Source organism: Streptosporangium sp. NPDC004379 (genome assembly GCF_042873875.1).
Lineage (GTDB): Bacteria > Actinomycetota > Actinomycetes > Streptosporangiales > Streptosporangiaceae > Streptosporangium.
Genome location: NZ_JBIAMC010000003.1, coordinates 209022 through 230136 on the forward strand (window position 1 = coordinate 209022; position 21115 = coordinate 230136).

General features: G+C 73.1%; 18 protein-coding genes. 15 read left to right on the forward strand and 3 right to left on the reverse strand.

The genetic code is table 11. The annotated features are described in order from the left end of the window. Window positions 1-100: 100 nt before the first annotated feature. Complete coding sequence (locus ACFYSC_RS08210; protein WP_389958373.1) at window positions 101-904, reverse strand: purine-nucleoside phosphorylase; 804 nt, start codon at window positions 902-904, stop codon at window positions 101-103. Window positions 905-1003: 99 nt separating this feature from the next. After that, window positions 1004-1456 (reverse strand): gamma-glutamylcyclotransferase, encoded by a 453-nt coding sequence (locus tag ACFYSC_RS08215; protein WP_179819533.1) that lies wholly within the window; start codon window positions 1454-1456, stop codon window positions 1004-1006. Window positions 1457-1596: 140 nt separating this feature from the next. Between ACFYSC_RS08215 and ACFYSC_RS08220 the strand changes: the two genes are divergently transcribed. Beyond that, window positions 1597-2991 (forward strand): NAD(P)H-quinone dehydrogenase, encoded by a 1395-nt coding sequence (locus ACFYSC_RS08220; protein ID WP_362928809.1) that lies wholly within the window; start codon window positions 1597-1599, stop codon window positions 2989-2991. A gap of 161 nt (window positions 2992-3152) precedes the next feature. Here ACFYSC_RS08220 and ACFYSC_RS08225 read toward each other — a convergent pair whose 3' ends face one another. Then, window positions 3153-4151 carry a pentapeptide repeat-containing protein gene (locus ACFYSC_RS08225; RefSeq protein WP_389958381.1) on the reverse strand — a complete coding sequence of 333 codons (999 nt, stop codon included), beginning with the start codon at window positions 4149-4151 and terminating at the stop codon, window positions 3153-3155. A gap of 474 nt (window positions 4152-4625) precedes the next feature. Between ACFYSC_RS08225 and ACFYSC_RS08230 the strand changes: the two genes are divergently transcribed. From ACFYSC_RS08230 to ACFYSC_RS08295, 14 genes are all read left to right on the forward strand, one after another. Continuing rightward, window positions 4626-6914 (forward strand): TIM-barrel domain-containing protein, encoded by a 2289-nt coding sequence (locus tag ACFYSC_RS08230; RefSeq protein WP_389958384.1) that lies wholly within the window; start codon window positions 4626-4628, stop codon window positions 6912-6914. Between the two features lie 9 nt (window positions 6915-6923). Beyond that, window positions 6924-8243, forward strand: a complete 1320-nt coding sequence (locus tag ACFYSC_RS08235) for an ABC transporter substrate-binding protein (RefSeq protein ID WP_389958388.1) — start codon at window positions 6924-6926, stop codon at window positions 8241-8243. Between the two features lie 72 nt (window positions 8244-8315). Then, window positions 8316-9194 (forward strand): carbohydrate ABC transporter permease, encoded by an 879-nt coding sequence (locus tag ACFYSC_RS08240; protein WP_389958391.1) that lies wholly within the window; start codon window positions 8316-8318, stop codon window positions 9192-9194. Continuing rightward, on the forward strand, window positions 9191-10006 hold the full coding sequence (locus ACFYSC_RS08245) for a carbohydrate ABC transporter permease (protein ID WP_389958394.1): 816 nt from the start codon (window positions 9191-9193) through the stop codon (window positions 10004-10006). Before ACFYSC_RS08240 ends, ACFYSC_RS08245 begins: the two co-directional genes overlap by 4 nt. Before the next feature lie 210 nt (window positions 10007-10216). Further along, window positions 10217-11230 (forward strand): LacI family DNA-binding transcriptional regulator, encoded by a 1014-nt coding sequence (locus ACFYSC_RS08250; RefSeq protein WP_389958397.1) that lies wholly within the window; start codon window positions 10217-10219, stop codon window positions 11228-11230. Beyond that, a complete protein-coding gene (locus ACFYSC_RS08255; RefSeq protein WP_362928823.1) occupies window positions 11227-12159 on the forward strand; it encodes a sugar ABC transporter permease in 933 nt (310 codons plus the stop codon). Before ACFYSC_RS08250 ends, ACFYSC_RS08255 begins: the two co-directional genes overlap by 4 nt. 1 nt (window position 12160) lies before the next feature. Beyond that, the gene (locus tag ACFYSC_RS08260) at window positions 12161-12979 is read left to right on the forward strand and encodes a carbohydrate ABC transporter permease (protein ID WP_389958401.1); all 819 of its coding nucleotides are present in this window, start codon (window positions 12161-12163) and stop codon (window positions 12977-12979) included. Window positions 12980-13063: 84 nt separating this feature from the next. Continuing rightward, window positions 13064-14368 carry an ABC transporter substrate-binding protein gene (locus ACFYSC_RS08265; protein ID WP_389958404.1) on the forward strand — a complete coding sequence of 435 codons (1305 nt, stop codon included), beginning with the start codon at window positions 13064-13066 and terminating at the stop codon, window positions 14366-14368. Beyond that, window positions 14365-15327 (forward strand): ADP-ribosylglycohydrolase family protein, encoded by a 963-nt coding sequence (locus ACFYSC_RS08270; protein WP_389958407.1) that lies wholly within the window; start codon window positions 14365-14367, stop codon window positions 15325-15327. Before ACFYSC_RS08265 ends, ACFYSC_RS08270 begins: the two co-directional genes overlap by 4 nt. Window positions 15328-15375: 48 nt before the next feature. Then, window positions 15376-16347, forward strand: coding sequence for an ADP-ribosylglycohydrolase family protein (locus tag ACFYSC_RS08275; RefSeq protein ID WP_389958410.1), 972 nt, complete (start codon window positions 15376-15378; stop codon window positions 16345-16347). Continuing rightward, window positions 16344-17555, forward strand: coding sequence for an ADP-ribosylglycohydrolase family protein (locus ACFYSC_RS08280; protein WP_389958414.1), 1212 nt, complete (start codon window positions 16344-16346; stop codon window positions 17553-17555). The genes ACFYSC_RS08275 and ACFYSC_RS08280 overlap by 4 nt, the downstream gene beginning before the upstream one ends. Beyond that, on the forward strand, window positions 17552-19111 hold the full coding sequence (locus ACFYSC_RS08285) for an ADP-ribosylglycohydrolase family protein (RefSeq protein ID WP_389958416.1): 1560 nt from the start codon (window positions 17552-17554) through the stop codon (window positions 19109-19111). The genes ACFYSC_RS08280 and ACFYSC_RS08285 overlap by 4 nt, the downstream gene beginning before the upstream one ends. After that, window positions 19108-20280 (forward strand): CaiB/BaiF CoA transferase family protein, encoded by a 1173-nt coding sequence (locus ACFYSC_RS08290; RefSeq protein ID WP_389958419.1) that lies wholly within the window; start codon window positions 19108-19110, stop codon window positions 20278-20280. Before ACFYSC_RS08285 ends, ACFYSC_RS08290 begins: the two co-directional genes overlap by 4 nt. Then, entirely contained in the window at window positions 20280-21092 is an 813-nt protein-coding gene (locus tag ACFYSC_RS08295) for an HpcH/HpaI aldolase/citrate lyase family protein (protein ID WP_389958422.1), read from the forward strand. Before ACFYSC_RS08290 ends, ACFYSC_RS08295 begins: the two co-directional genes overlap by 1 nt. Window positions 21093-21115: the final 23 nt, after the last annotated feature.

Genomic DNA, 21115 nt, shown 5'->3' on the forward strand with positions numbered 1-21115 from the left:
CGCCGGGTCCGTCATCGGTTCGGCCCGCCTCCGCGGGCCCTGCCGGGTGGTTGTCGGCGTCCCGGCCGTCTCACGAGGCCGGGACGGGGTCAAGGGTCGGTCAGAGCCTGTCGACGACCTTCGACAGCAGCCCGCCCATGCGCGCGGCGGTGGCGCGGCCGACCTCCAGCACCTCCTGGTGGTTCAGCGGCTCGCCCACCAGCCCGGCGCCCGGGTTGGTGACGAGCGAGATCCCCAGCACCTCCGCCCCGCCCTCGCGGGCGGCGACGGCCTCCAGCGCGGTGGACATGCCGACCATGTCGCCGCCGAGGACGCGGCACATGCGGACCTCGGCCGGGGTCTCGTACGTCGGGCCGCGGAACGCGACGTAGACGCCCTCCGCCATGGACGGGTCCACCTCGCGGACCAGGGCGCGCAGGCGCGGGGTGTAGACGTCGGTGAGGTCGACGAAGGTGGCGCCGGTGATCGGGTTGGCCCCGGTCAGGTTGATGTGGTCGCTGATCAGTACGGCCTCGCCGACCGCCTGGGTCTCCGGGCGCAGGCCGCCCGCGGCGTTGGTCAGCACGATCGTGCGGGCGCCGGCGGCGATCGCGGTCCGCACGCCGTGCACGACCGGCTCCACGCCGCGGCCCTCGTAGAGGTGGGTGCGGCCCAGGAAGATCAGCGCGATCTTGTCCTGCGCGGTCCGCACCGCGCGGATCCGGCCCGCGTGGCCCGCGACCAGCGGCGGGGCGAACCCGGGCAGGTCGGTCACCGGGACCTCGGCGATCGTCTCGCCGATCGCGTCGGCGGCCGGGACCCAGCCCGACCCCATCACCAGGGCGACATCGACGGACTCGACTCCCAGGGCGTCCTTGAGAGCGGTCGCGGCGTCCTCGGCGAGTGCATAAGGGTCATTCGTCACGCATCAGAGGTTACTCGCCGTTAGGACGGCACGTCGCTCAGCTGCCCGGGGACGAGCGAGGGCTCCGCCGCCGGCGGATCCGGTCCCCTGGCCCAGGGCTCAGCTTCCCAGGGACGAGCAGGGGCGCTCGCGCAGCGCCCGGACGTAGTCGTCCGGCGCCCCGGCCTTCTCCGCCGCCTCGGCCAGGATGCCGAGGTAGCGCGCCGAGGGCAGCCCGCCCTCGTAGCCGTCGAGCACGTAGAACCAGGCCACGACCTCACCCTCCAGGGTCTGCACCCGGAGCCTGACCTTGTGGTAGAGGCCGGCCGCGGCGCCCTCCCACTGGTCGAGGGTGGTCTCGTCCCATTCGGGCACGTCGTAGAGGACGACGAAGACCTGCTCTCCGGCCTCCTCCACGATGGTGGCGAGCGCGCCCTCCCAGCCGAGGTCGTTCCCGCCGAACGTCAGACGCCAGCCCTGAAGCCAGCCCGACCCCCGCATGGGGGAGTGGGGGGCCCGCTGGGCCATCTGCTTGGGGTCCATGTTGCTGCCGTAGGCGGCGTAGACAGGCACGGCACCAAACACTAATCGAAGAACCACCCGGCGATCACGCAGGCTCGGCCGACGGCGATTTTCGCCGGTGTGTCGCGGGTTCCGGGATTTTCCGGGGGGACGGCGAGCCGACCGGTCCGGTAATGCGGGAGAATAGGGACGTGACAAGGATCGTTATCATCGGCGGCGGACCCGGCGGTTACGAGGCGGCGCTCGTGGCCGCGCAACTCGGCGCGCAGGTCACGGTCGTCGAGCAGGACGGTCCCGGCGGGGCCTGCGTGCTCACCGACTGCGTGCCGTCCAAGACGCTGATCGCCAGCTCCGTGCGCAAGCAGGCGCTCCTCGACGCCAGCATGCTGGGCGTCCACTACACCGGCGGCCCCGACGGCGACGCCGGCGGCGTCATCGCCGACATGCCGGAGGTCAACCGGCGCGTCAAGGAGCTGGCCCGCGCGCAGTCGGCCGACATCGCGGCCAGGCTGTCGGCGGAGGGGGTCGAGGTGGTCCGGGCACCCGGGCGGCTGGTCGACCCGCAGGTGGTCAGGGCCGGTGACCGGACGATCCGGGCGGACGTGGTCATCGTGGCTACCGGCGCGACCCCGCGCATCCTCAACGGCGCCGAGCCCGACGGCGAGCGCATCCTCACCTGGCGGCAGCTGTACGACCTCACGGAGCTGCCCGAGCACCTCATCGTGGTCGGCTCCGGCGTCACCGGCGCGGAGCTCGCGGGCGCCTACCGCTCGCTCGGCTCGGAGGTCACGCTCGTGTCCTCGCGCGACCGGATGATGCCCAACGAGGACGCCGACGCCGCGGAGGTCCTTGAGGAGGTCTACCGCCGGCGCGGGATGAACGTCATGGGCCGCTCCCGCGCGGAGTCGGTCAAGCGCACCGCCGACGGCGTGGTCGTCACGCTGGAGGACGGCCGCACCGCCGAGGGCAGCCACTGCCTGATGACGGTCGGCATGGTGCCCAACACCGCGGGGATCGGCCTGGAGGAGGCCGGGGTCACCCTCGACCGGAACGGCTTCGTCCAGGTGGACAAGGTCTCGCGCACCTCGGCGCCCGGCGTGTACGCCGCCGGTGACTGCACCGGAGTGCTGATGCTCGCCTCGGTCGCCGCGATGCAGGGCCGGATCGCGGTCTGGCACGCGCTCGGCGAGGCGGTGCAGCCGCTGCGGCTGGCCACCGTCGCCTCCAACATCTTCACCGACCCGGAGATCGCCGCGGTCGGCGTCACCCAGAAGTCGATCGAGGCCGGCGAGATCGAGGCCAACGTGGTCAAGCTGCCGCTGGCCACCAACGCCCGCGCGAAGATGCAGGGGTTCAACGACGGCTTCGTGAAGCTGTTCTGCCGCCCGCACACCGGCATCATCCTCGGCGGCGTGGTGGTCGCCCCCCGCGCGTCCGAGCTGATCCTCGCGGTCTCGGTGGCGGTGCAGCAGCGGCTCACCGTCGACCAGGTCGCCCACACCTTCGCGGTCTACCCCTCGCTGTCCGGCTCCATCACCGAGGCGGCCCGCCGCCTGATGCAGCCGATGACCCCCAGCGGCATCTGACCTTCGCTCCCGGCCCGGAGCGTCCGGGCACCGGGGGTTCCCGGCGCCCGGCGTACGGCCGTGCCCGCCGTCGGCCGCCCGAGACGGCGACATGCCCGCCGGCGGCGTCCCGGGCCTTTCGCCGCTCAGCCGTGCCGGCGGCGTCCCGGGCCTTTCGCCGCTCAGCCGTGCCGGCGGCGCCGCCACCGGGTCCGTACGGCCCAGCCCGCCAGCAGCAGGATCATGCCCGCCGTGCTGAAGGCCACCATGACGGGCCCGACGGCGGGCCGTTCCGGCAGGAGGTTCGTCTCCGGCGGCCCGACCCGGGGGCTGGACGCCGCGGACCGGGGCCGCCGGTTCCACGGGTCGCGCAGACCGACCGGGAAGCCCCGGGCGCCCGCCAGGTCCACACCGCGCGCCTGGTCGAAGGTGGTCCCCTCGACGACCGCCCCGGTGAAGTCGGCGCCATGCAGGTCGGCCTGGCCGAGGTCGGCGCCGGTGAGGTCGGTGCCGGTGAAGGTGGCGTCGCCCAGCCCCGCCTGGTTCAGGTCGGCGCCGCCGAGCCTGCCCCGGGTGAAGTCGGCCCCGACCGCCGCCACCTGCTCGGCGTTGCTCTCCTCCAGGTTGACGCCGACCAGTTTGGCGCCGGTGAGGTCGGCCTGTCCCAGGTCGGTGCGGGCCAGCTTGGCCCCGGTGAGGTCGGCGTGGGGGAACCTCGCCTGCACGGCCTCGGCGTCGGCGAGGTACGCGCCGCGCAGGTCGGCGTGGTCGGCGCGCACCTCGCCGAGCCGGGACTCGGTGAGGTCGGCGGCGCGCAGGTCGGCGTAGCGGAGCGAGGCCCCGGTGAGGTCGGCGCCGCGCAGGTCGGCGCCGCGCAGGACGGCCCCGGTCAGATCCTCGTGGGCGAGCGTCACGCCGCTCAGCACGGCCCTGGTCAGGTCGGCGCAGCGCAGGCCGGCCGGGAGCGGGGCGCGGGTGAAGTCCCCGTCCCGCAGGTCGCGGCCCTCACCGGGCCGGCAGGGGCCGTCCCGGCCTCCGGGCGCGCCGGCCGCGGCGGCCTCCGGGATCGGGGCGCAGACCGGTGCCACCGCCGCGGCGACGAGGACGAGGGCCGCGACGGCGGCCGCCGGGGGTGCGCAGGCGACGCCGTCCGGGGCCGCGCGGTCCCGGACGGCGGACACCGGGGACGTACGGCCCCGGAGGGCGGACGTCGGGGACGCGGGTGCGCCGGGGACGGGCGACGGAGGCGTGGGAGCCCGGAGGACGGGTGCCGGGGGCACGGGACGGCGACGGCGCACGGGAACCTCCTTCGGGGTCGTCCCGGCCGCGCGGCGGGCCGTGGCGCCCGCCCCGATACCCGCTGCCCCCGCCGTACCCTCCGTACGGCGTAGCCGCCGGGAGGCGGCCGCGGACCGTCCGGGACCTGCTGTTCATCGTCTCCGTGGTCGACCGCGAACACCCATTCGCCACGCCGTACCAGCTCAAGGGGGACGGCTCCGGCTCCAGCCGATGCCTCCGGGCCGGTCCACGTCAGGTCCTCCGTTCCGGATGGGCACCCGCTGCCTCCCGCCCCCGCCTCAAGGGTCGCCGTTGACGTTTGTTGGTCTGGACACCAAACTAATTCGGGAACCGGAACACCGAGCGCTGGAGCCCTAATGCCCTATCGCCCTCCCCTCGTCGCGCATGAGTACTTCGTCGCCGACCCCCCGGAACTGCCGGTGCGCGTCCGGGGCGAGGCGGGCCCGGCGACGCTGACCGCCGCCGAGGCGGTGGCGTCCGACGACGCCTCGGTGACGCTGAAGGCCGCGACCTCCACCGGCGAGACGCTGGTGGCCCAGGTCGGCGTGGCGGGCGAGGGGGTGATCCGAGTACGGCTCGGCCAGGACGCGGACGCGCGGACCCGGTCGGCCGCCGCGATCTCCATGGTCACCCCGGGCGGGTTCGCCGGGGCGAGGGTGGAGGCCGGCGACGGGACGATCACCGTCGACGCCGGCTCGCTGCGCGCCGAGATCACCCTGTCGCCCTGGCACCTGAGGTTCACCGACGCCTCCGGCGCCACCCTGCTGGAGCAGGACCGCGGCCACACCGACATCAGCGGCCGGATGCGCACGCTGCCGTTCGGACGCTCCAGCGCGGACGGCGAGGTGGCCGCCTACCACGAGAGCTTCGCCGCCCCCGCCGACGAGGCGTTCGGTGGCTTCGGCGAGTCGTTCACCCCGCTGGACAAGCGCGGCCAGCGGCCGGTCATGTGGAACTTCGACGCCTTCGGCGCCGAGTCGCAGCGGGCCTACAAGAACATCCCGTTCTACCTGTCCAGCCGCGGCTACGGCGTGGCGGTGGACAGCGGCACGCCGGTGGAGTTCGACGTCTGCCAGTCCACGCACAGCTGCGTGCAGATCGTGGTGCCGGACGACCTCATCGACTACTACGTGATCGCCGGGCCCACCCCGCCGGAGGTGCTCGACCGGTTCGACCGGCTGACCTGCCGGCCGGCGCTGCCGCCCAAGTGGGCGTTCGGCACCTGGATCTCCTCGGGCTTCTTCGTCGACACCCAGGAGCGGGTGCTGGACCGGGCGCGGACGATCCGGGAGCGGGGCATCCCGTGCGACGTGCTGCACCTGGACACCTACTGGCAGACCGACGGGCACTGGTCGGACCTGCGGTGGGACGCGGAGAACTTCCCCGACCCCGATGCGATGCTCGCCGAGCTGGACCGGATGGGCTTCAAGGTCTGCCTGTGGATGAACCCGTACGTCTCCCACCTGAGCCCGGCGTTCCCGGAAGCCGCTCGTAACGGATATTTCTTGAAAAAGGCTGACGGCGAGGTCTACGTGGCCGACTGCTGGCACGGCTCCTACCCGCCCTGCGGCATCGTGGACTTCACCGACCCGGAGGCCGCCGAGTGGTTCCGGGGCCTGCTGCGGCCGCTGCTGGAGCAGGGCGTGCAGGCGTTCAAGACCGACTTCGCCGAGGGCGTGCCGCACGACGCGGTCGCCTCCAACGGGATGACCGGCACCGACCTGCACAACGTCTACACCCTCCTGTTCAACGACCTCGTCTCCGAGGTGACCAGGGAGGTCGCCGGGCACGGCATGGTGTGGGCGCGCTCGTCCTTCCTCGGCGGCCAGCGGCACGCGGCGCAGTGGGGCGGCGACACCTACACGAGCTACCCGGCGATGGGCAGCACGCTGCGCGGCGGGCTGTCGCACGGCCTGTCCGGCATCCCGTTCTGGAGCCACGACGCGGGCGGCTTCACCGGCCGTCCCACCGACGACCTGTACGTCCGCTGGACCCAGTTCGGCGCGCTGTCGCCGCTGGTGCGCCTGCACGGCACCACCAGCCGGGAGCCGTGGGAGTTCCCCCGGGTCGAGGCGGAGGCCGTCGCGGCGCTGAGGCTGCGCTACCGGCTCATGCCGTACATCTACACCGCGGCGGTCGAGGCCGCGCGCACCGGGGCGCCGATGATGCGGGCCCTGTGCGTGGACCATCCCGGCGATCCGGTGGCCTGGCAGGCCGACCTGGAGTACCTCCTCGGCCGTGACCTGCTGGTGGCCCCGATGACCTCGCCGGACGGCGTGCGGAAGGTGTACCTGCCCGAGGGCGGCTGGGTGGACCACTGGACGGGCGAGGTGCTCACCGGCGGCCGGTACGTGACGGTCTCCACGCCGCTCGACCGGATCCCGCTGTTCGCCCGGCACGGCGCGCTCATCCCGGTCCTGGCGGACCCGGGGGAGGCCGTGGGCGACGGGCCGTTCGGGGAGATCACGCTGGTCGCCTACGGGGTGGGCGAGGGCCGCGCCGTCGTCTCCGACGTCGACGGGGACACCGTGGTCACCACCGTCCCCGAGGGGGACGGGCTGCGGGTGACCGTCTCGGGGGGCGCGCGCGTCACGGGCGTCGAGCTGGTGGGCGCCGACGTCCCGGTCGTCATCACCACCGTCTAGGAGGCAGTCATGCTCAAGCTGAGAAGGGTGAGGACGGCCGCGACCGCCGCGGCCGTCGCCGCCCTGCTGGCCGCCCTGGCGGCCTGCGGGAGCGGAGGGCAGGACACGGACGAGCCCGCCGCGGGCCCCCGGACCCTGAAGCTCTGGCACTACGAGAGCGCCGACGGCGCGATGGGCAAGGCGTGGGCCGAGGCCGTCAAGGAGTTCGAGGCCACCCACCCCGGGGTGAAGGTCGCGTTCGAGGAGAAGGCGTTCGAGCAGATCCGCCAGTCCGCGGGCATGATCCTCAACTCCGGCCAGGCCCCGGACGTCATGGAGTACAACAAGGGCAACGCCACCGCCGGCCTGCTGTCCAAGCAGGGTCTGCTGACCGATCTGTCGGACGAGGCCGCCAAGCGGGGCTGGGACAAGCTGCTCAGCCCCTCCCTGCAGACCACCGCCAAGTACGACGACCGCGGCGTGATGGGCGGCGACCGGTGGTTCGGCGTCCCCAACTACGCCGAGTACGTGATGGTCTACTACAACAAGGACGCCTTCAAGAAGCGGGGCGTCAAGGTGCCGGCGACGTTCGACGAGTTCACCGCGGCGATGGACGCGTTCGTCGAGGCCGGGACCACCCCCCTCGCCGTCGGCGGCGCCGAGTACCCGGCGCAGCAGATCCTCTACCAGCTCGCGCTGAGCAGGGCGCAGCGGCCGTGGGTGGACGCCTTCCAGCTCTACAAGGGCAAGGTGGACTTCAAGGGGCCGGAGCTGAAGTACGCCGCGGAGACCTTCGCCGACTGGGTGAGGAAGGGCTACATCGGCAAGGACTCGGCCGGCGTCAAGGCCGAGGACATGGGACAGTCCTTCATCGCCGGCAAGTACCCGATGGCGGTGACCGGAAGCTGGTGGTTCGGCCGGTTCGCCACCGACATCAAGGACTTCGAGTGGGGCACGTTCCTCTGGCCGGGCAACACGATGCACGCCGGGTCCAGCGGCAACATCTGGGTCGTCCCCGCCAACGCCCGCAACAAGGACCTCGCCTACGACTTCATCGACATCACGATGAAGAAGGACGTGCAGAACCTGCTCGGGAACGCAGGCGGCATCCCGGTCGCGGCCGACCCCGCGGCGATCACCGACGCCCGCAACAAGGAGCTGATCGAGAACTTCACGGAGCTCTCCGGCGCCGACGGGCTGGCCTTCTACCCCGACTGGCCGGCGCCGGGCTACTACGACGTGCTGGTCTCCGGCGTGCAGAACCTGATCAACGGCACGAAGAAGCCGGACCAGGTCCTGGAGGAGCTCGCCGGGCCGTACCAGGAGAACCTCGCCGACCTCGGCAACTGACGTCACCCGCGCGGCCCGCCCCTTTCGGCGGGCCGCGCGAAGAGCACCACGAGACGAGACGAGGTCCTCCGTATGGACAGGCCCCGCGGCCGCGGGTACTGGGTGTTCCTGCTGCCCAGCGCCCTGCTGTTCACGGCCGTCATCGCGGTTCCGTTCCTGATGAACGTCGGGATCGGGTTCACCCGCTGGCAGGGGATCGGCGACCCGCGCTGGATCGGGCTGGACAACTACGCCCGGCTGTTCGCCGACGAGCGGTTCTGGGCCTCCTTCCGGCACAACGTCGCGCTGATCGTCGCGATGGCGATCGTCCCGACCGCGATCGGGCTGGTCCTGGCGGCCGCGCTGTTCGACCACGTCGGCAGGAGGTTCGGCCCCCGTACGGCCGGCGCGCTGCGGGCGGCGTACTACCTGCCGCAGGTGCTGCCGGTCGCGGTCGCCGGGATCGTCTGGGGCTGGATCATGCACCCCCGGTACGGCGCGCTCAACGAGCTGCTCGGGCTGGTGGGCATGGAGCCGCGCAACTGGCTCGGCGACCCCGCCTGGGCGCTGCCGAGCGTGATGCTGATCATGGTGTGGTTCCAGATCGGCTACCCGGTGGTCGTCTTCATGGCCGGGCTCCAGCGGGTGGACCCCGCGCTGTACGAGGCGGCCGAGATGGACGGGGCCTCCTGGTGGCGGCGGTTCTGGCACGTCACGATCCCGCAGATCCGGCCGGAGATCTTCGTGGTGCTGCTGACCTGCACGATCGCCGCGCTCAAGGTCTTCGGGCCGATCTTCGTGCTGACCCGCGGCGGCCCCGGCGGTGCCACGCTCGTGCCGTCGTACTTCAGCTATCAAAATTTCTTCGAGAAGGCCAACGTCGGGTACGGCTCGGCGATCGCGACCGTGCTCACCCTCCTGATCATCATGGTCACGGCCTTCTTCCTGCGGATCCAGGACAGGGAATCATGATCCGGAAGTACGCGGTCCTGGCCGCGCTGGCCGTCCTCGCCGTCGTGATGCTGGTGCCGTTCGCCATCGTCGCGGTCAACGCGGTCAAGTCGCCGGCCGAGTACTCCTCCGGGGGGCCGCTCAGCCTGCCCGGCGGGCTCCACCTGGACGGGATCGTCGCGTTCTGGAACCGGACGGACTTCGGCGGCAAGCTGTGGAACAGCCTGGTGATCAGCGGCTCGGTGGCCGTGCTGGCCGTCGTGCTGTCGGTGCTCAACGCCTACGCGCTCGGCGTCGGCCGGGTCCGCGGCCGCACGTGGATCATGGTGGCGTTCCTGGTGGCCAACACGCTGCCGCAGGAGGCGCTGGTCTACCCGCTGTACTACCTGGCCAAGCAGGCCGGCCTCTACGACACCCGGCTCGCCGTGATCATCATCTTCACGGTGATCCAGAGCGCCTTCGGCACCTACCTGCTCGCCTCGGTGCTCGGCCGGTTCCCCCGCGAGATCCTGGAGGCCGCCGCCCTCGACGGCGCCGGGAAGTGGCGGGCGCTGTGGCGGATCGTCGTCCCGGTCAGCAGGCCGACGCTCGCGGTGCTGCTGGTCTTCTTCTTCATCTGGACCTGGAACGAGTTCTTCCTGCCGCTGGTCTTCCTGGTCTCCAACGAGAACCAGACCGTGCCCGTGGCGCTGGGTGTGCTGCAGGGCGACAAGATGATGGACGCCACCATGTCGAGCGCCTCGGCGCTGCTGGGGATCCTTCCGGCGGTCGTCTTCTTCCTGATCTTCCAGCGGACCCTCACGCGCGGGGTGACGGTCGGCGCGATCAAGTAGCCACGGCCCCCGGTCTCGGCCGGCCCGGCCCCTGGTCCGGCCTCTCACCGGCCCCCGGGCCGCGGTTGACCGGTTCTTTGTCCGGTTTATCCGATTGTGACTTGACGCTGGTGGAAACATGGGCGTTACATGTCCTCCATCCGTAAACGTTTTCAGAGATGTGACGCCGCCTACTGAAAACGTTTACCGTCTACGGAGACCGAGGTGGGCATGAGCGAGGAACCGACGATCACGACGATCGCCCGCCGGGCGGGCGTGTCGATCGCCTCGGTGTCACGTGTGCTCAACGGCCTCCCCACCAGGGCGGAGACCGAACGCCGCGTGATGAGCGTCGCGCGCGAACTCGGCTACGTGCCGAACTCGGCGGCGAGGTCGCTGAAGTCGCGGCGCAGCAACCAGATCGGCTTCGCCATGGCCGACATAGGGAACCCGGTCTACCTCGCGATGGTCCGGGAGATCCAGCCCCTGCTCAGGGCGGCCGGCTACCGGCTCGTCCTGCACTCCACCAACGCGGACGCGGCCGACGAGCTCGACGTGCTGCGCGGCCTCGGGGAGCGGTACATCGACGGGCTCATCATGATCCCGCTGAGGGTGACCGACGGGCACCTGGAGATGTTCGCCGCCGCCCGCGCGCCCATCGTCGTCATCGGCTCCGTGCCCGAGGGCACCCCGGTGGACAACGTGCGGGTCGACTCCAGGACCGGCGTGCGGCTCGCCGTCCGGCACCTCCACGACCTGGGCCGCCGCCGCATCGGCTTCGTGAACGGCCCGCCGGACACCGTCCCCGGCGCGGCCCGCTCCGCCGCCTACGCGGAGGCGCTGGAGACGCTCGGCCTGCCGTACGACCGGGACCTCGTCGAGGTGGGCGACTTCTACCGCGCCGAGGGCGCGCAGGCCGCGGCCCGCCTGCTCGAACGCGTCCCGGACCTCGACGCGCTGCTGTGCGCCAACGACCTGATCGCCCTCGGGGCGCTCGACGTCCTGCGGCGCGCGGGGCGGAGGGTGCCCGAGGACGTCGCCGTGGCGGGCATGGACGACACCGACCTCGCCACGATCGCCTGGCCGCCGCTCACCAGCGTCTGGCTCGGCTCGGCCGAGCGCGGCCGGGCCGCCGCCGAACTCCTGCTCGACCGCCTGGAGAACGACGGCCGGCCGCCCCGCACGGTCACCGTCGAACCCCGCCTCGTGACCCGCGCCTCGACCCTGGGGGAGGAGTCTCCATGACCTTGACGGCCGAAAGGGAACGGGGGTCCGCGGCGGATCGCCGGGGCCGGCCCGAAAAGAGCCGGCAGGGGCGCGAGACGCTCCTGCTGATGCTGCCGGCGCTGATCCCGGTGCTGGTCTTCAGCGTCGGCCCGCTGCTCTACGGCATCTACCTCGCCTTCACCGACGCCAGGTCCGGGCGCAACTCCGTGACCTCGTTCGTGGGCCTGGCGAACTTCGGCGACCTCCTCACCGACGGGGACTTCTGGGCGTCGTTCCGCATCGGCCTGATCTGGGCGGTCTCGGTCACCGTGCTGCAGTTCGCCGCCGCGCTCGGCCTCGCCCTGCTGCTCAACGAGAACCTGCGGTTCCGGGGGTTCGCCCGGGTGCTCGCCATGGTGCCGTGGGCGATGCCGCCGGTCGTCATCGGGCTGATGTGGCGGCTCGTCTACCACCCCAACGCCGGCATCCTCAACAGCACGCTCCAGGGGGCGGGGCTGCTCGACCACAACGTCGACTGGCTCAACGACTTCTCCATCGCGCTCCCCGCGGTGATCGTCGTCGGGATCTGGACCGGCATGCCGCAGACGACCGTCGTGCTGCTCGCGGGGCTGCAGGGCGTGCCCAGGGAACTGCACGAGGCCGGTCACATGGACGGGGCCTCGACGTGGCGCCGCTTCTGGAACATCACGCTGCCGCAGCTCCGCCCGATCATCGTGACGATCACCTCACTCGACTTCGTCTGGAACATCAACCAGTTCGGCCTGGTCTACGTCCTCACCCAGGGCGGTCCGGGCGGACAGACCCGGCTGCCGATGCTCTTCGCCTACGAGGAGGCCTTCCGCTACGGCTTCTTCGGCTACGCCGCCACCCTCGGAGTCGCGATCGTGATCGTCGTGCTGGCCGTACTGGGTCTCTACATCGGCCGTCAGATGCGGGAGGCGAGCTGACATGCGCAGGCCGCTGCAGTACCTCGCCCTCCTCGGGTACATCGTCTTCCTGGCCTTCCCGCTGCTCTGGCTGCTGTCCACGGCGCTCAAGACGTCGCAGGAGATGGCGGGCCTGACCCCGACGTGGATCCCGCGGCACCCGGTCCTCACCAACTTCGCCGACGCGTTCACCGAGCAGGACATCGTCGGCAGCGCGCTGCGCAGCCTGGTGGTCGCGGTCACGAGCTCCGTGCTGACGGTCGTGCTCGCCCTGCCCGCGGCCTACTCCATGGCCCGCCACCGCTCGCTCGTCAACAGGGTCGCGATCGGATGGGTGCTGGTCAGCCAGGTCTTCCCGTTCATCCTGATCATCATTCCGCTGTTCATGGTGCTGCGGACCCTGGACCTGGTGAACACGCTGCCCGGCCTCACGGTCGTGCACGTCACCTTCACGCTGCCGTTCGCGCTGTGGATGCTCCAGGGATACGTGCGGTCCGTGCCGCGCGAGCTGGAGGAGGCGGCGGCGACCGACGGCGCGGGCCGGATCCGCACGCTGGTGCGGATCGTGGCACCGCTCCTCGCACCCGGCGTGGTGGCCACGCTGCTGTTCTCCTTCATCTCCTCGTGGAACGAGTTCCTCTTCGCGCTGGTCGTCCTCAAGGACCCCGACGTGGCCACACTGCCGCTGACCCTGGTGAAGTTCACCGGCGCCGAGGGGGTCGTGCGTCTCGGCCCGCTCGCCGCGGCGTCGCTGCTCGCCACGATCCCGAGCCTGGCGTTCTTCGCGATCATCCAGAGACGGCTCAGGTCCGGCCTGCTGGCCGGCGCCGTCAAGGGTTAGCCGATCTTCGAAAAAAGCCCCCGACCCCAGCGGGGCGAGCCGAGCCGGACCCGGCGGAGCCGTACCCCTCGATAGGAGAGTCCGTTGCGTACCAGAACCGCACTCGTGGCGGCCGCCGCCGCGCTCGCCGCCCTGACGGCCGGCTGCTCGTCGGGCGACGGCGGCGGCCAGAAGGCCGGCGACCCGGTGAGCCTGAAATTCCTGAGCCTGGCCTGGCAGAAGGAGTCCATCGCCGCCAACAAGGCGATCGTCGACGAGTGGAACAAGGCCAACCCCGGCATCCGGGTCGAGTACGTCCAGGGCAGCTGGGACAACGTCAACGACCAGCTCGTCACGTCGTTCGAGGCCGGCGACCCGCCGGACGTCATCCACGACGACTCCCCGGCGCTCGCCGGCTTCGCCTCCCGCGGCTACCTCCTGGACCTCGCGGGCAAGCTGCCCGCCGACCTGAAGAGCGACATCCCGCAGGCCGCCTGGGACACCGTCACCTTCGGCGACGGCAAGGGCGGCCAGGGCGTGTACGGCGTGCCGTTCCTCCAGGAGTCGCAGGTCATCATCGCCAACAGGAAGCTGCTCGACGCGGCCGGGGTGCGCATCCCGACCCCCGAGGACCCGTGGACCTGGGACGAGTTCGCGAAGATCAGCAAGAAGCTCACCAAGGGCGACTCCTTCGGGGTGGCCTGGCCGCTGAAGTCACCGGTCAACAAGGTGCTCAACCTCGGGCTCAACTTCGGCGGCACCTTCTTCCAGACCGACGGCGCCAAGGCGACGGTCAAGGTGGGGCCCGAGGAGCGCGAGGTGCTGCAGCGCATCCACGACCAGCTCTACAAGGACAGGTCGGCCGACCCGTCCGCGCTCGGCATGGGCACCGCCGACCCGCTGCCGGGCTTCTACGCGGGCAAGTACGCCATGCTCCCGGCAGGCGTCTACCTGCGGCAGCAGGTCGCCGAGCAGGCCCCGTCCGGCTTCGACTGGGTCACGATCCCGCCGCTGAAGGGCACCGGCTCCGACCAGGGGGCCACCTCGCAGACCCTGTCCGTCGCGGCCGACAGCAAGTATCCCGACCAGGCGGCGAAGTTCATCTCCTTCTTCCTCAACGGCGACAACCAGGCGAAGCTGGCCAAGGGCGACTGGCTGCTCCCGACCAGCGCCAAGGCCGCGGCCGACCCGTCCATGACCACGAAGGAGAACGGCTGGGACGTGGCGACCGCCTCCGCCAAGAACCTCGTGGTCGCGCCCTACCTCAAGGTGAACGGGTTCGACGAGTGGAAGAGCAAGGTGGCCACCCCCACCCTGCAGCAGTACTTCGCCAACAAGATCACCCTCGACGAGGCGGCGAAGACGCTCGTCGACGAGGGCAACAAGGTGCTGGAGCGGTACAACAAGTGACGCCGACCCGCGCCCGGGGGTGCCTGCTCGGCCTCGCGGCCGGCGACGCCCTCGGGCGCCCCGCGGAGAACCTCACCCCGGAGGAGATCGCCCGGCGGTGGGGCCGTCTCACCGAGATCGAACCCGGCGGAGGCGGCACCGACGACACCGAGTACACCCTCTTCGCGGCCTCCCTGCTCTGCCGGTACGGCGAGGCGCTGACCTCGGCCGACGTGGCCAGGGAGTACCGCGAGCAGATCATCCCGGGCATCGAGGGACCGATGCGGGGCGCGGGCTTCTCCGAGCTCGGCGCCGTCCAGGCGCTCCGCCGGGGCCTCGCCCCGCCGCTGTCCGGCCTGTGGCACCCGCACGGGTGGTCGGACGGGCTGGCCATGCGCGCCGCGCCGTACGGGATCTTCGCCGCCGGCCGGCCCGCGGAGGCGGCCCGGCTGGTGGCGGTGGACGGCGTGGTGAGCAACAGCGGCGAGGGCGTGTACGGAGGTCAGGCGGTCGCGGCGGCGGTGGCCGTCGCGATGACCGGCGCGGCCCCCGGCGAGGTCGTCGAGGCCGGGATCGCCGCCGTCCCCGAGGACTCCTGGACCTCCCGCAACCTGCGGGCCGCCGTCGAGGCCGTCGCCGCCGGGTCGGTGGAGCGGCTGTACGCGGCGGTGGTGGTGCGCCACTACCCGTGGACGGACCTCGCACCGGAGGCGGTCGCCCTCGCCTTCGCCGGTTACCTCATGGGGGCCGGCGAGGTGGAGGAGTCCGTCGTCTCCGCCGCCAACCTCGGCAGGGACGCCGACACGACCGCGGCCATCGCGGGCGCCCTCGCGGGGGCGGGGCGCGGCGAGGCCGCGGTCCCGGAGCGCTGGGCCGCGGAGATCGGCCCGGCCACGGGGAGGTGCCTCCCGGTCGTCGCCGGGCGGCATGTGCTCGACGCGGCCACCGAGCTGGTGGCCGCGTCGGAGCGGGCGGCGTGAGCGTGCCCGCGGGCCGGTACGACGAGTAGAGGCGAGCAGAGGAGAGACATGTCATCGGGGGACAGGATCCGCGGCGCCTTCATCGGCCTCGCGATCGGCGACGCGGCCGGCTGGCCGTCGGCGCGGCACCGCTCCACCCTGCTGGCGCCCTGGAGCAGGCGGCTGGAGCGGGAGCTGGACGCCTTCGCCGAGGAGCACCGCGTCACCACGCTGCCCGTGCCGTTCACGCTGAACCAGCCGGTCGAGCCGCTGGCGATCGGGCCGTCCGACGACGCCGAGTGGCTGGCCTGGACCGCGCTGACGATCCACGACGACCGGGCGGAGGCGTTCGGCAGGCTCGCGGAACGCTCCGACCTGCGGGTACGGATCTCGGTGCGCTCGGCGCTCGACAACCTGGCCGCCGGCAAGCGGCCGCCCGCCAGCGGGCACGACAACCCGCACTTCTTCGACGACGCGGCGGCGATCCGGGCCGTCGCCTTCGGGGCGGCCGGCATCGACCCGCGGGCCGACGCCTCGGTCACCAACGCCGGGGACGGCGTCCACGCCGCCGCGGCGATGGCGGCGGCGGTCGCGGAGCTCGTCGCGGGCGGGCCGATGCCCTCCGCCGTGGAGGCGGCCCTGGCCGAGTTGCCCGAGGACACCGCGATCGGCTGCATGACCCGGACGGCGCTCGCGGCGGCCCGTGAGGCGGGGGACCCCTTCGCGGCGGTCCCGGCGCTCGACGCGGCCCTGCTGGACCACGTCTACAGCTACGGCGTCGCGGCCGCCCAGACGGTCGCCGCCGCCCTGGCGCTCGCCGAGGTGTCCGGAGGCGCGCTGGGCGCGGCCGTGTCCGCCGCCGCGTGCCTGCCGTCGCTCGCCGACTCCGCCCCGGCGCTGACCGGGGCGCTGACCGGGGCGCACACCGGCCACCGGGCCCTCCCGGAGGGCTGGTGCGCCACGGCGCGCACGCTGGCCGGCTGCGGCATCCCCGACCTGGCCGGAACGGATCTCATCGACATCGCTGGAGGACTGGCATGACGCCGCAGGACCTGCTGACCGACAAGGCCGTCGGATGCGTGACGGGCGCCGCGGTCGGCGACGCGATCGGCGGCGCGACCGAGGGCTGGACGCCCGAGCAGATACGACGCCGCTACGGCGGCCACGTGACGGGCATCGTCCCGCCGTACTTCGAGGACTGGCGCAACGCCCGGCCCATCGCGCCGTATCACAAGGGCGACGGCCACGTCACCGACGACACCCTCATGACGCACGCCCTGATCCGCGTCTACGAGAAGGCGGGCGGTCACCTCGACGCGTACGCGGCGGCCGAGCACCTGGTGCCCGAGATGATGGGCGAGAAGCGGTGGATCCCCGAGCTGGAGGCCGAGGCGCTGCCCCTGCAGCGGGTCTTCCTCGCCGAGAAGTGGCTGGTCCTGCGCCTGCACTACGGCCACGTGGATCCCCGTGAAGCCGGCGTCGGCAACATCGTCAACTGCGGCGCCGCGATGTACATGGCGCCCGTCGGCGTCGTCAACGCGGCCGACCCGGACGGGGCGTACGCCGAGGCGATCGACCTGGCCGGCGCCCACCAGTCCAGCTACGGCCGGGAGGCCGCCGGGGTGCTGGCCGCCGCCGTGGCCGAGGCCATGCGCCCGGGAGCGACCCCCGACTCGGTGGTCGCCACCTGCCTGCGGCTCGCCAAAGACGGCACGCGGGCCGCCATCGAGGCCGTCTGCGACCGGGCCCGCGGCCTCGGCCACTGGGACGGCTCCTTCGGCGCGCTGCGCGAGGCCGTCGCCCCCTACGACACCGTCGCCGACACCTACCGCGACCAGGGGCTCGGCGCCCGCCGCCCGAGCCGCCTGCACAGCATCGAGGAGCTCCCGCTGGCGCTCGCCTTCCTGCTCATCGCGAAGGGCGACTACCGCGAGACCGTGCTCGGCGGGGTGAACTACGGCCGCGACGCCGACTCGATCGCCAGCATGGGCGGCGCGATCGCCGGGGCGCTCGGCGGAGCCGGCGCGGTGCCGCCGGAGTGGCTCGGCCCGGTGTCGGAGGCCAGCAGGATCGATCTGGTGGCTCCCGGCGTGGCCATCGCCGGGGTGGCCCGGCGGGTCCACGCGGCCGACCTCGCCGCACGGCGGGCCCACGAGGCCGCCTTCGCCGCCCTGACCGGGGACGCCCCGGCCGGGGACGCGGCGGCCGGGAACGCCCCGGCCGGGGACGCGGCGGGAGGGACGGCGTGACCGGCCGCCCGGCGGACCGGCGGACCGACCGGCCGGACGACCGCCTGATCCGACTCACCTGGGTGCAGCCGGAGGACCTGGTCGGCCACGAGCTGCGCCAGGCGGCCGAGGACGGCCGCGGCCCGGAGGCCGCCGCGATCGCCGCCCGCTGGCGCGCCGCCGGGGGGCACGACGCGCCGCCCAGGGCGGGCGCCTCCCCACGGCCGGCCGAGCCGGCGCTGCGCGACCTGGCCGGTGAGCTGCTGGACGAGCTGGCGGCGATCCCGTCCCCGCTCCCCGAGCCCTCCGGACTCTCCGAGATCACCCTGAGCGCCCCCGGAGGCTTCCCCCGCGAGGCCGCCGACCCCGCCCGGCTTCCCGACCGGCTGCTCGGCGCCTGGCTGGGACGCGCCGCCGGATGCGTGCTCGGCAAGCCGGTGGAGAAGATCCCCCGTGAGGGCATCAGGGAGATCGCCGAGGCCACCGGCAACTGGCCGATCCGCGGCTGGTTCACCGCGGCCGGACTGCCGGACGAGGTCGCGGCCCGCTGGCCGTGGAACAGGCGCAGCGCCGTCAACTCGCTCGCCGAGAACATCGACGGCGTGCCTGAGGACGACGACCTGAACTTCCCGCTCCTCGGGCTCTCCCTGCTGGAACGCTTCGGCCGCGACTTCACCACCGCCGACGTGGCCGCGATGTGGCTGGACGAGCTGCCCGCGGGCCGGGTCTTCACCGCCGAGCGGGCGGCGTACCGCAACCTGCTCGACGGGATCGAGCCGCCCCGCACCGCGACGCACCGCAACCCGTTCCGGGAGTGGATCGGCGCCCTGATCAGGGCGGACGTCTACGGCTGGGCCAACCCGGGGGACCCGGCCGCCGCCGCCGCGCTCGCCTGGCGGGACGCCCGCCTCAGCCACACCGGCAACGGCGTCTACGGCGCGATGATGGTCGCCGCCATGTGCGCCCGTTCCCTCGTGGCCTCCTCGGTCGAGGACGTGGTCGCCGCCGGGCTCTCCGTCGTGCCGGCCGGGTCGCGGCTGGCCGGGGCCGTACGGGACGCCGTCGCGGACGCCTCGTCGGAGCCGGAGTTCGAGCGGGTCGTCGACCGGCTGTACGAACGCCACGGCGACCTGCACTGGGTCCACACGGTCAACAACGCGGCGCTGATCGCGGCGGCGCTCGTCCACGGGCGCGGCGACTTCACGGTGTCGATCGCGGGGGCCGTCGCCGGCGGCTGGGACACCGACTCGGCCGGCGCGACGGTCGGCTCGATCGTGGGCGGGCTGCTCGGCGCCTCCGGCGTCCCCGAACAGTGGAAACCGGGGAACCGGCTGGCCAGCAGCCTGCGGGGCTTCGACGGCATCGGCTTCGACCGGCTCGCCCGCCGCACCCTGGCCGTCGCGCGGGACGTCCTCGCCGACGGGCCGGCCGTGGATCGGGAGAACGCCTTCGCCGGCGCGCCGGCCGTGAACCGGGAGGACGTCCCCACCGGCGGACCGGCCGTGAATCCGGAGGACGTCTTCGCGGGCGGACCGGCCGTGGACCCGGAGGAACCGAACCTGGAGGAACGACGGTGAAGGCTCTGGAAGGGGTCCGCGTCCTCGACCTCGCGACGCTGTTCGCGGGGCCGATGGCGGCCATGATGCTCGGCGACTTCGGCGCCGAGGTCGTCAAGGTGGAGCATCCGGTCAGACCGGACTCTTCGCGGGGGCACGGGCCCGGCGGCCTGTGGTGGAAGATGCTGGGCCGCAACAAGCGGACGATCACCCTCGACCTGTCGCGGCCCGAGGGCCAGGACCTGCTCCTCACACTGGCGCGCGACGCCGATGTGATCATCGAGAACTTCCGCCCGGGGACGCTGGAGCGGTGGAACCTCTCCTACGACCGGCTCCGCGAGGCCAACCCCCGCCTGGTGCTCGCCCGCGTCACCGGGTTCGGCCAGTTCGGCCCGTACGCGAGACGGCCCGGCTTCGGCACGCTGGCCGAGGCGATGAGCGGGTTCGCCGCGATGACCGGCGAGCCGGACGGGCCGCCGACGCTGCCGCCGTTCGGCCTGGCCGACGGCATCTGCGCGCTCGCGACCGCCTACGCCGTGATGACGGCGCTGCACGCGCGCGAGGCCACCGGGTCCGGGCAGGTCGTCGACATGTCGATCATCGAGCCGATCCTGACCGTGCTGGGGGCGCAGCCGACGATCTACGACCGGCTCGGGATCGTGCCGCCCCGCACCGGCAACCGGTCGGTCAACAACGCGCCGCGCAACACCTACCGGTGCGCGGACGGCTCCTGGGTCGCGGTGTCCACCTCGGCGCAGAACATCGCCGAGCGCGTCATGCGCCTCGTCGGCCGGCCGGAGTGCATCGCCGAGCCGTGGTTCGCCACCGGGGCGGGGCGCGCCGAGCACGCCGCCGAACTGGACGGGGCCGTCGCCGCGTGGGTCGGCGCGCGCACCCGCGACGAGGTGCTCGCCGCCTTCGAGGAGGCGCAGGCCGCGGTGGCGCCCGTCTACGACGTGCGCGACGTGCTGGCCGACCCGCAGCTCGCCGCCCTGGACGCCGTCACCACCGTGGAGGACCCCGAGCTGGGGCCGCTGCGGATGCAGAACGTCATGTTCCGGTTGTCGGGAACCCCCGGCGAGATCCGCTGGACCGGCCGCGCCCACGGTGAGGACACGGCCGAGGTCCTGGCGGAGGCGGGGCTCACGCCCGCCGAGATCGAGGCGCTGCGCGACAGGGGGGTGGTGTGATGCTGACCTGGCTGTACGCGCCCGCCGACCGGCCGGACCTGGTGGCCAAGGCGCTCGCCGGCCCGGCCGACGTGGTGATCGTCGACCTGGAGGACGCCGTCGCCCCCGGCGGCAAGGACCTGGCCAGGGCCGAGGTCGTGGCGCTGCTCGCCGTACCCCGGCCGCGCGTGCAGGTGCGGATCAACGACACCCGCACCGCCTGGGGCCAGGCGGACCTGCGCGCCGTCGGCGCCCTGGCCGCGGGTACGGCCGGCATCCGCGTGCCCAAGACCGAGTCGGCCGGTCAGTTGCGCGACGTCGCCGCCGCCGCGCCGGGCGCCGAGCTGCACCCGCTCATCGAGTCGGCTCTCGGCCTCGAACGGGCCCACGAGATCGCCTCGGCCGATCCGGCGGTGGCGAGCATCGGCCTGGGGGAGGCCGACCTGCGGGCCGACCTGGGCGTCAGCGACGAGGCGGGGCTGGCCTGGGCGCGGTCGCGGCTCGTGGTGGCGGCCCGCGCCGCCGGGCTGCCCGCGCCGGCCCAGTCGGTCTACACCGACTTCCGGGACCTCGAAGGGCTGGCCGAGTCGTGCCGCGCCGGCCGGGCCATGGGCTTCCGCGGGCGGGCCGCCATCCATCCGGCCCAGCTCCCGGTCATCCGCGACGCCTACCGGCCCGGCGAGGAGGAGGTCGCGGCGGCCCGCGAGATCGTGGCGGCGGCCGGGGCCGGCGCGGTGGCCCTCCCCGGCGGGCGCTTCGTCGACGAGGCCGTCGTCCGCCAGGCCAGGCGGGTGCTCGATGACCACCTCACCCAGGGTGAAAAGCGAATTTAGCGGGTAACGGCCCCAGATAACCC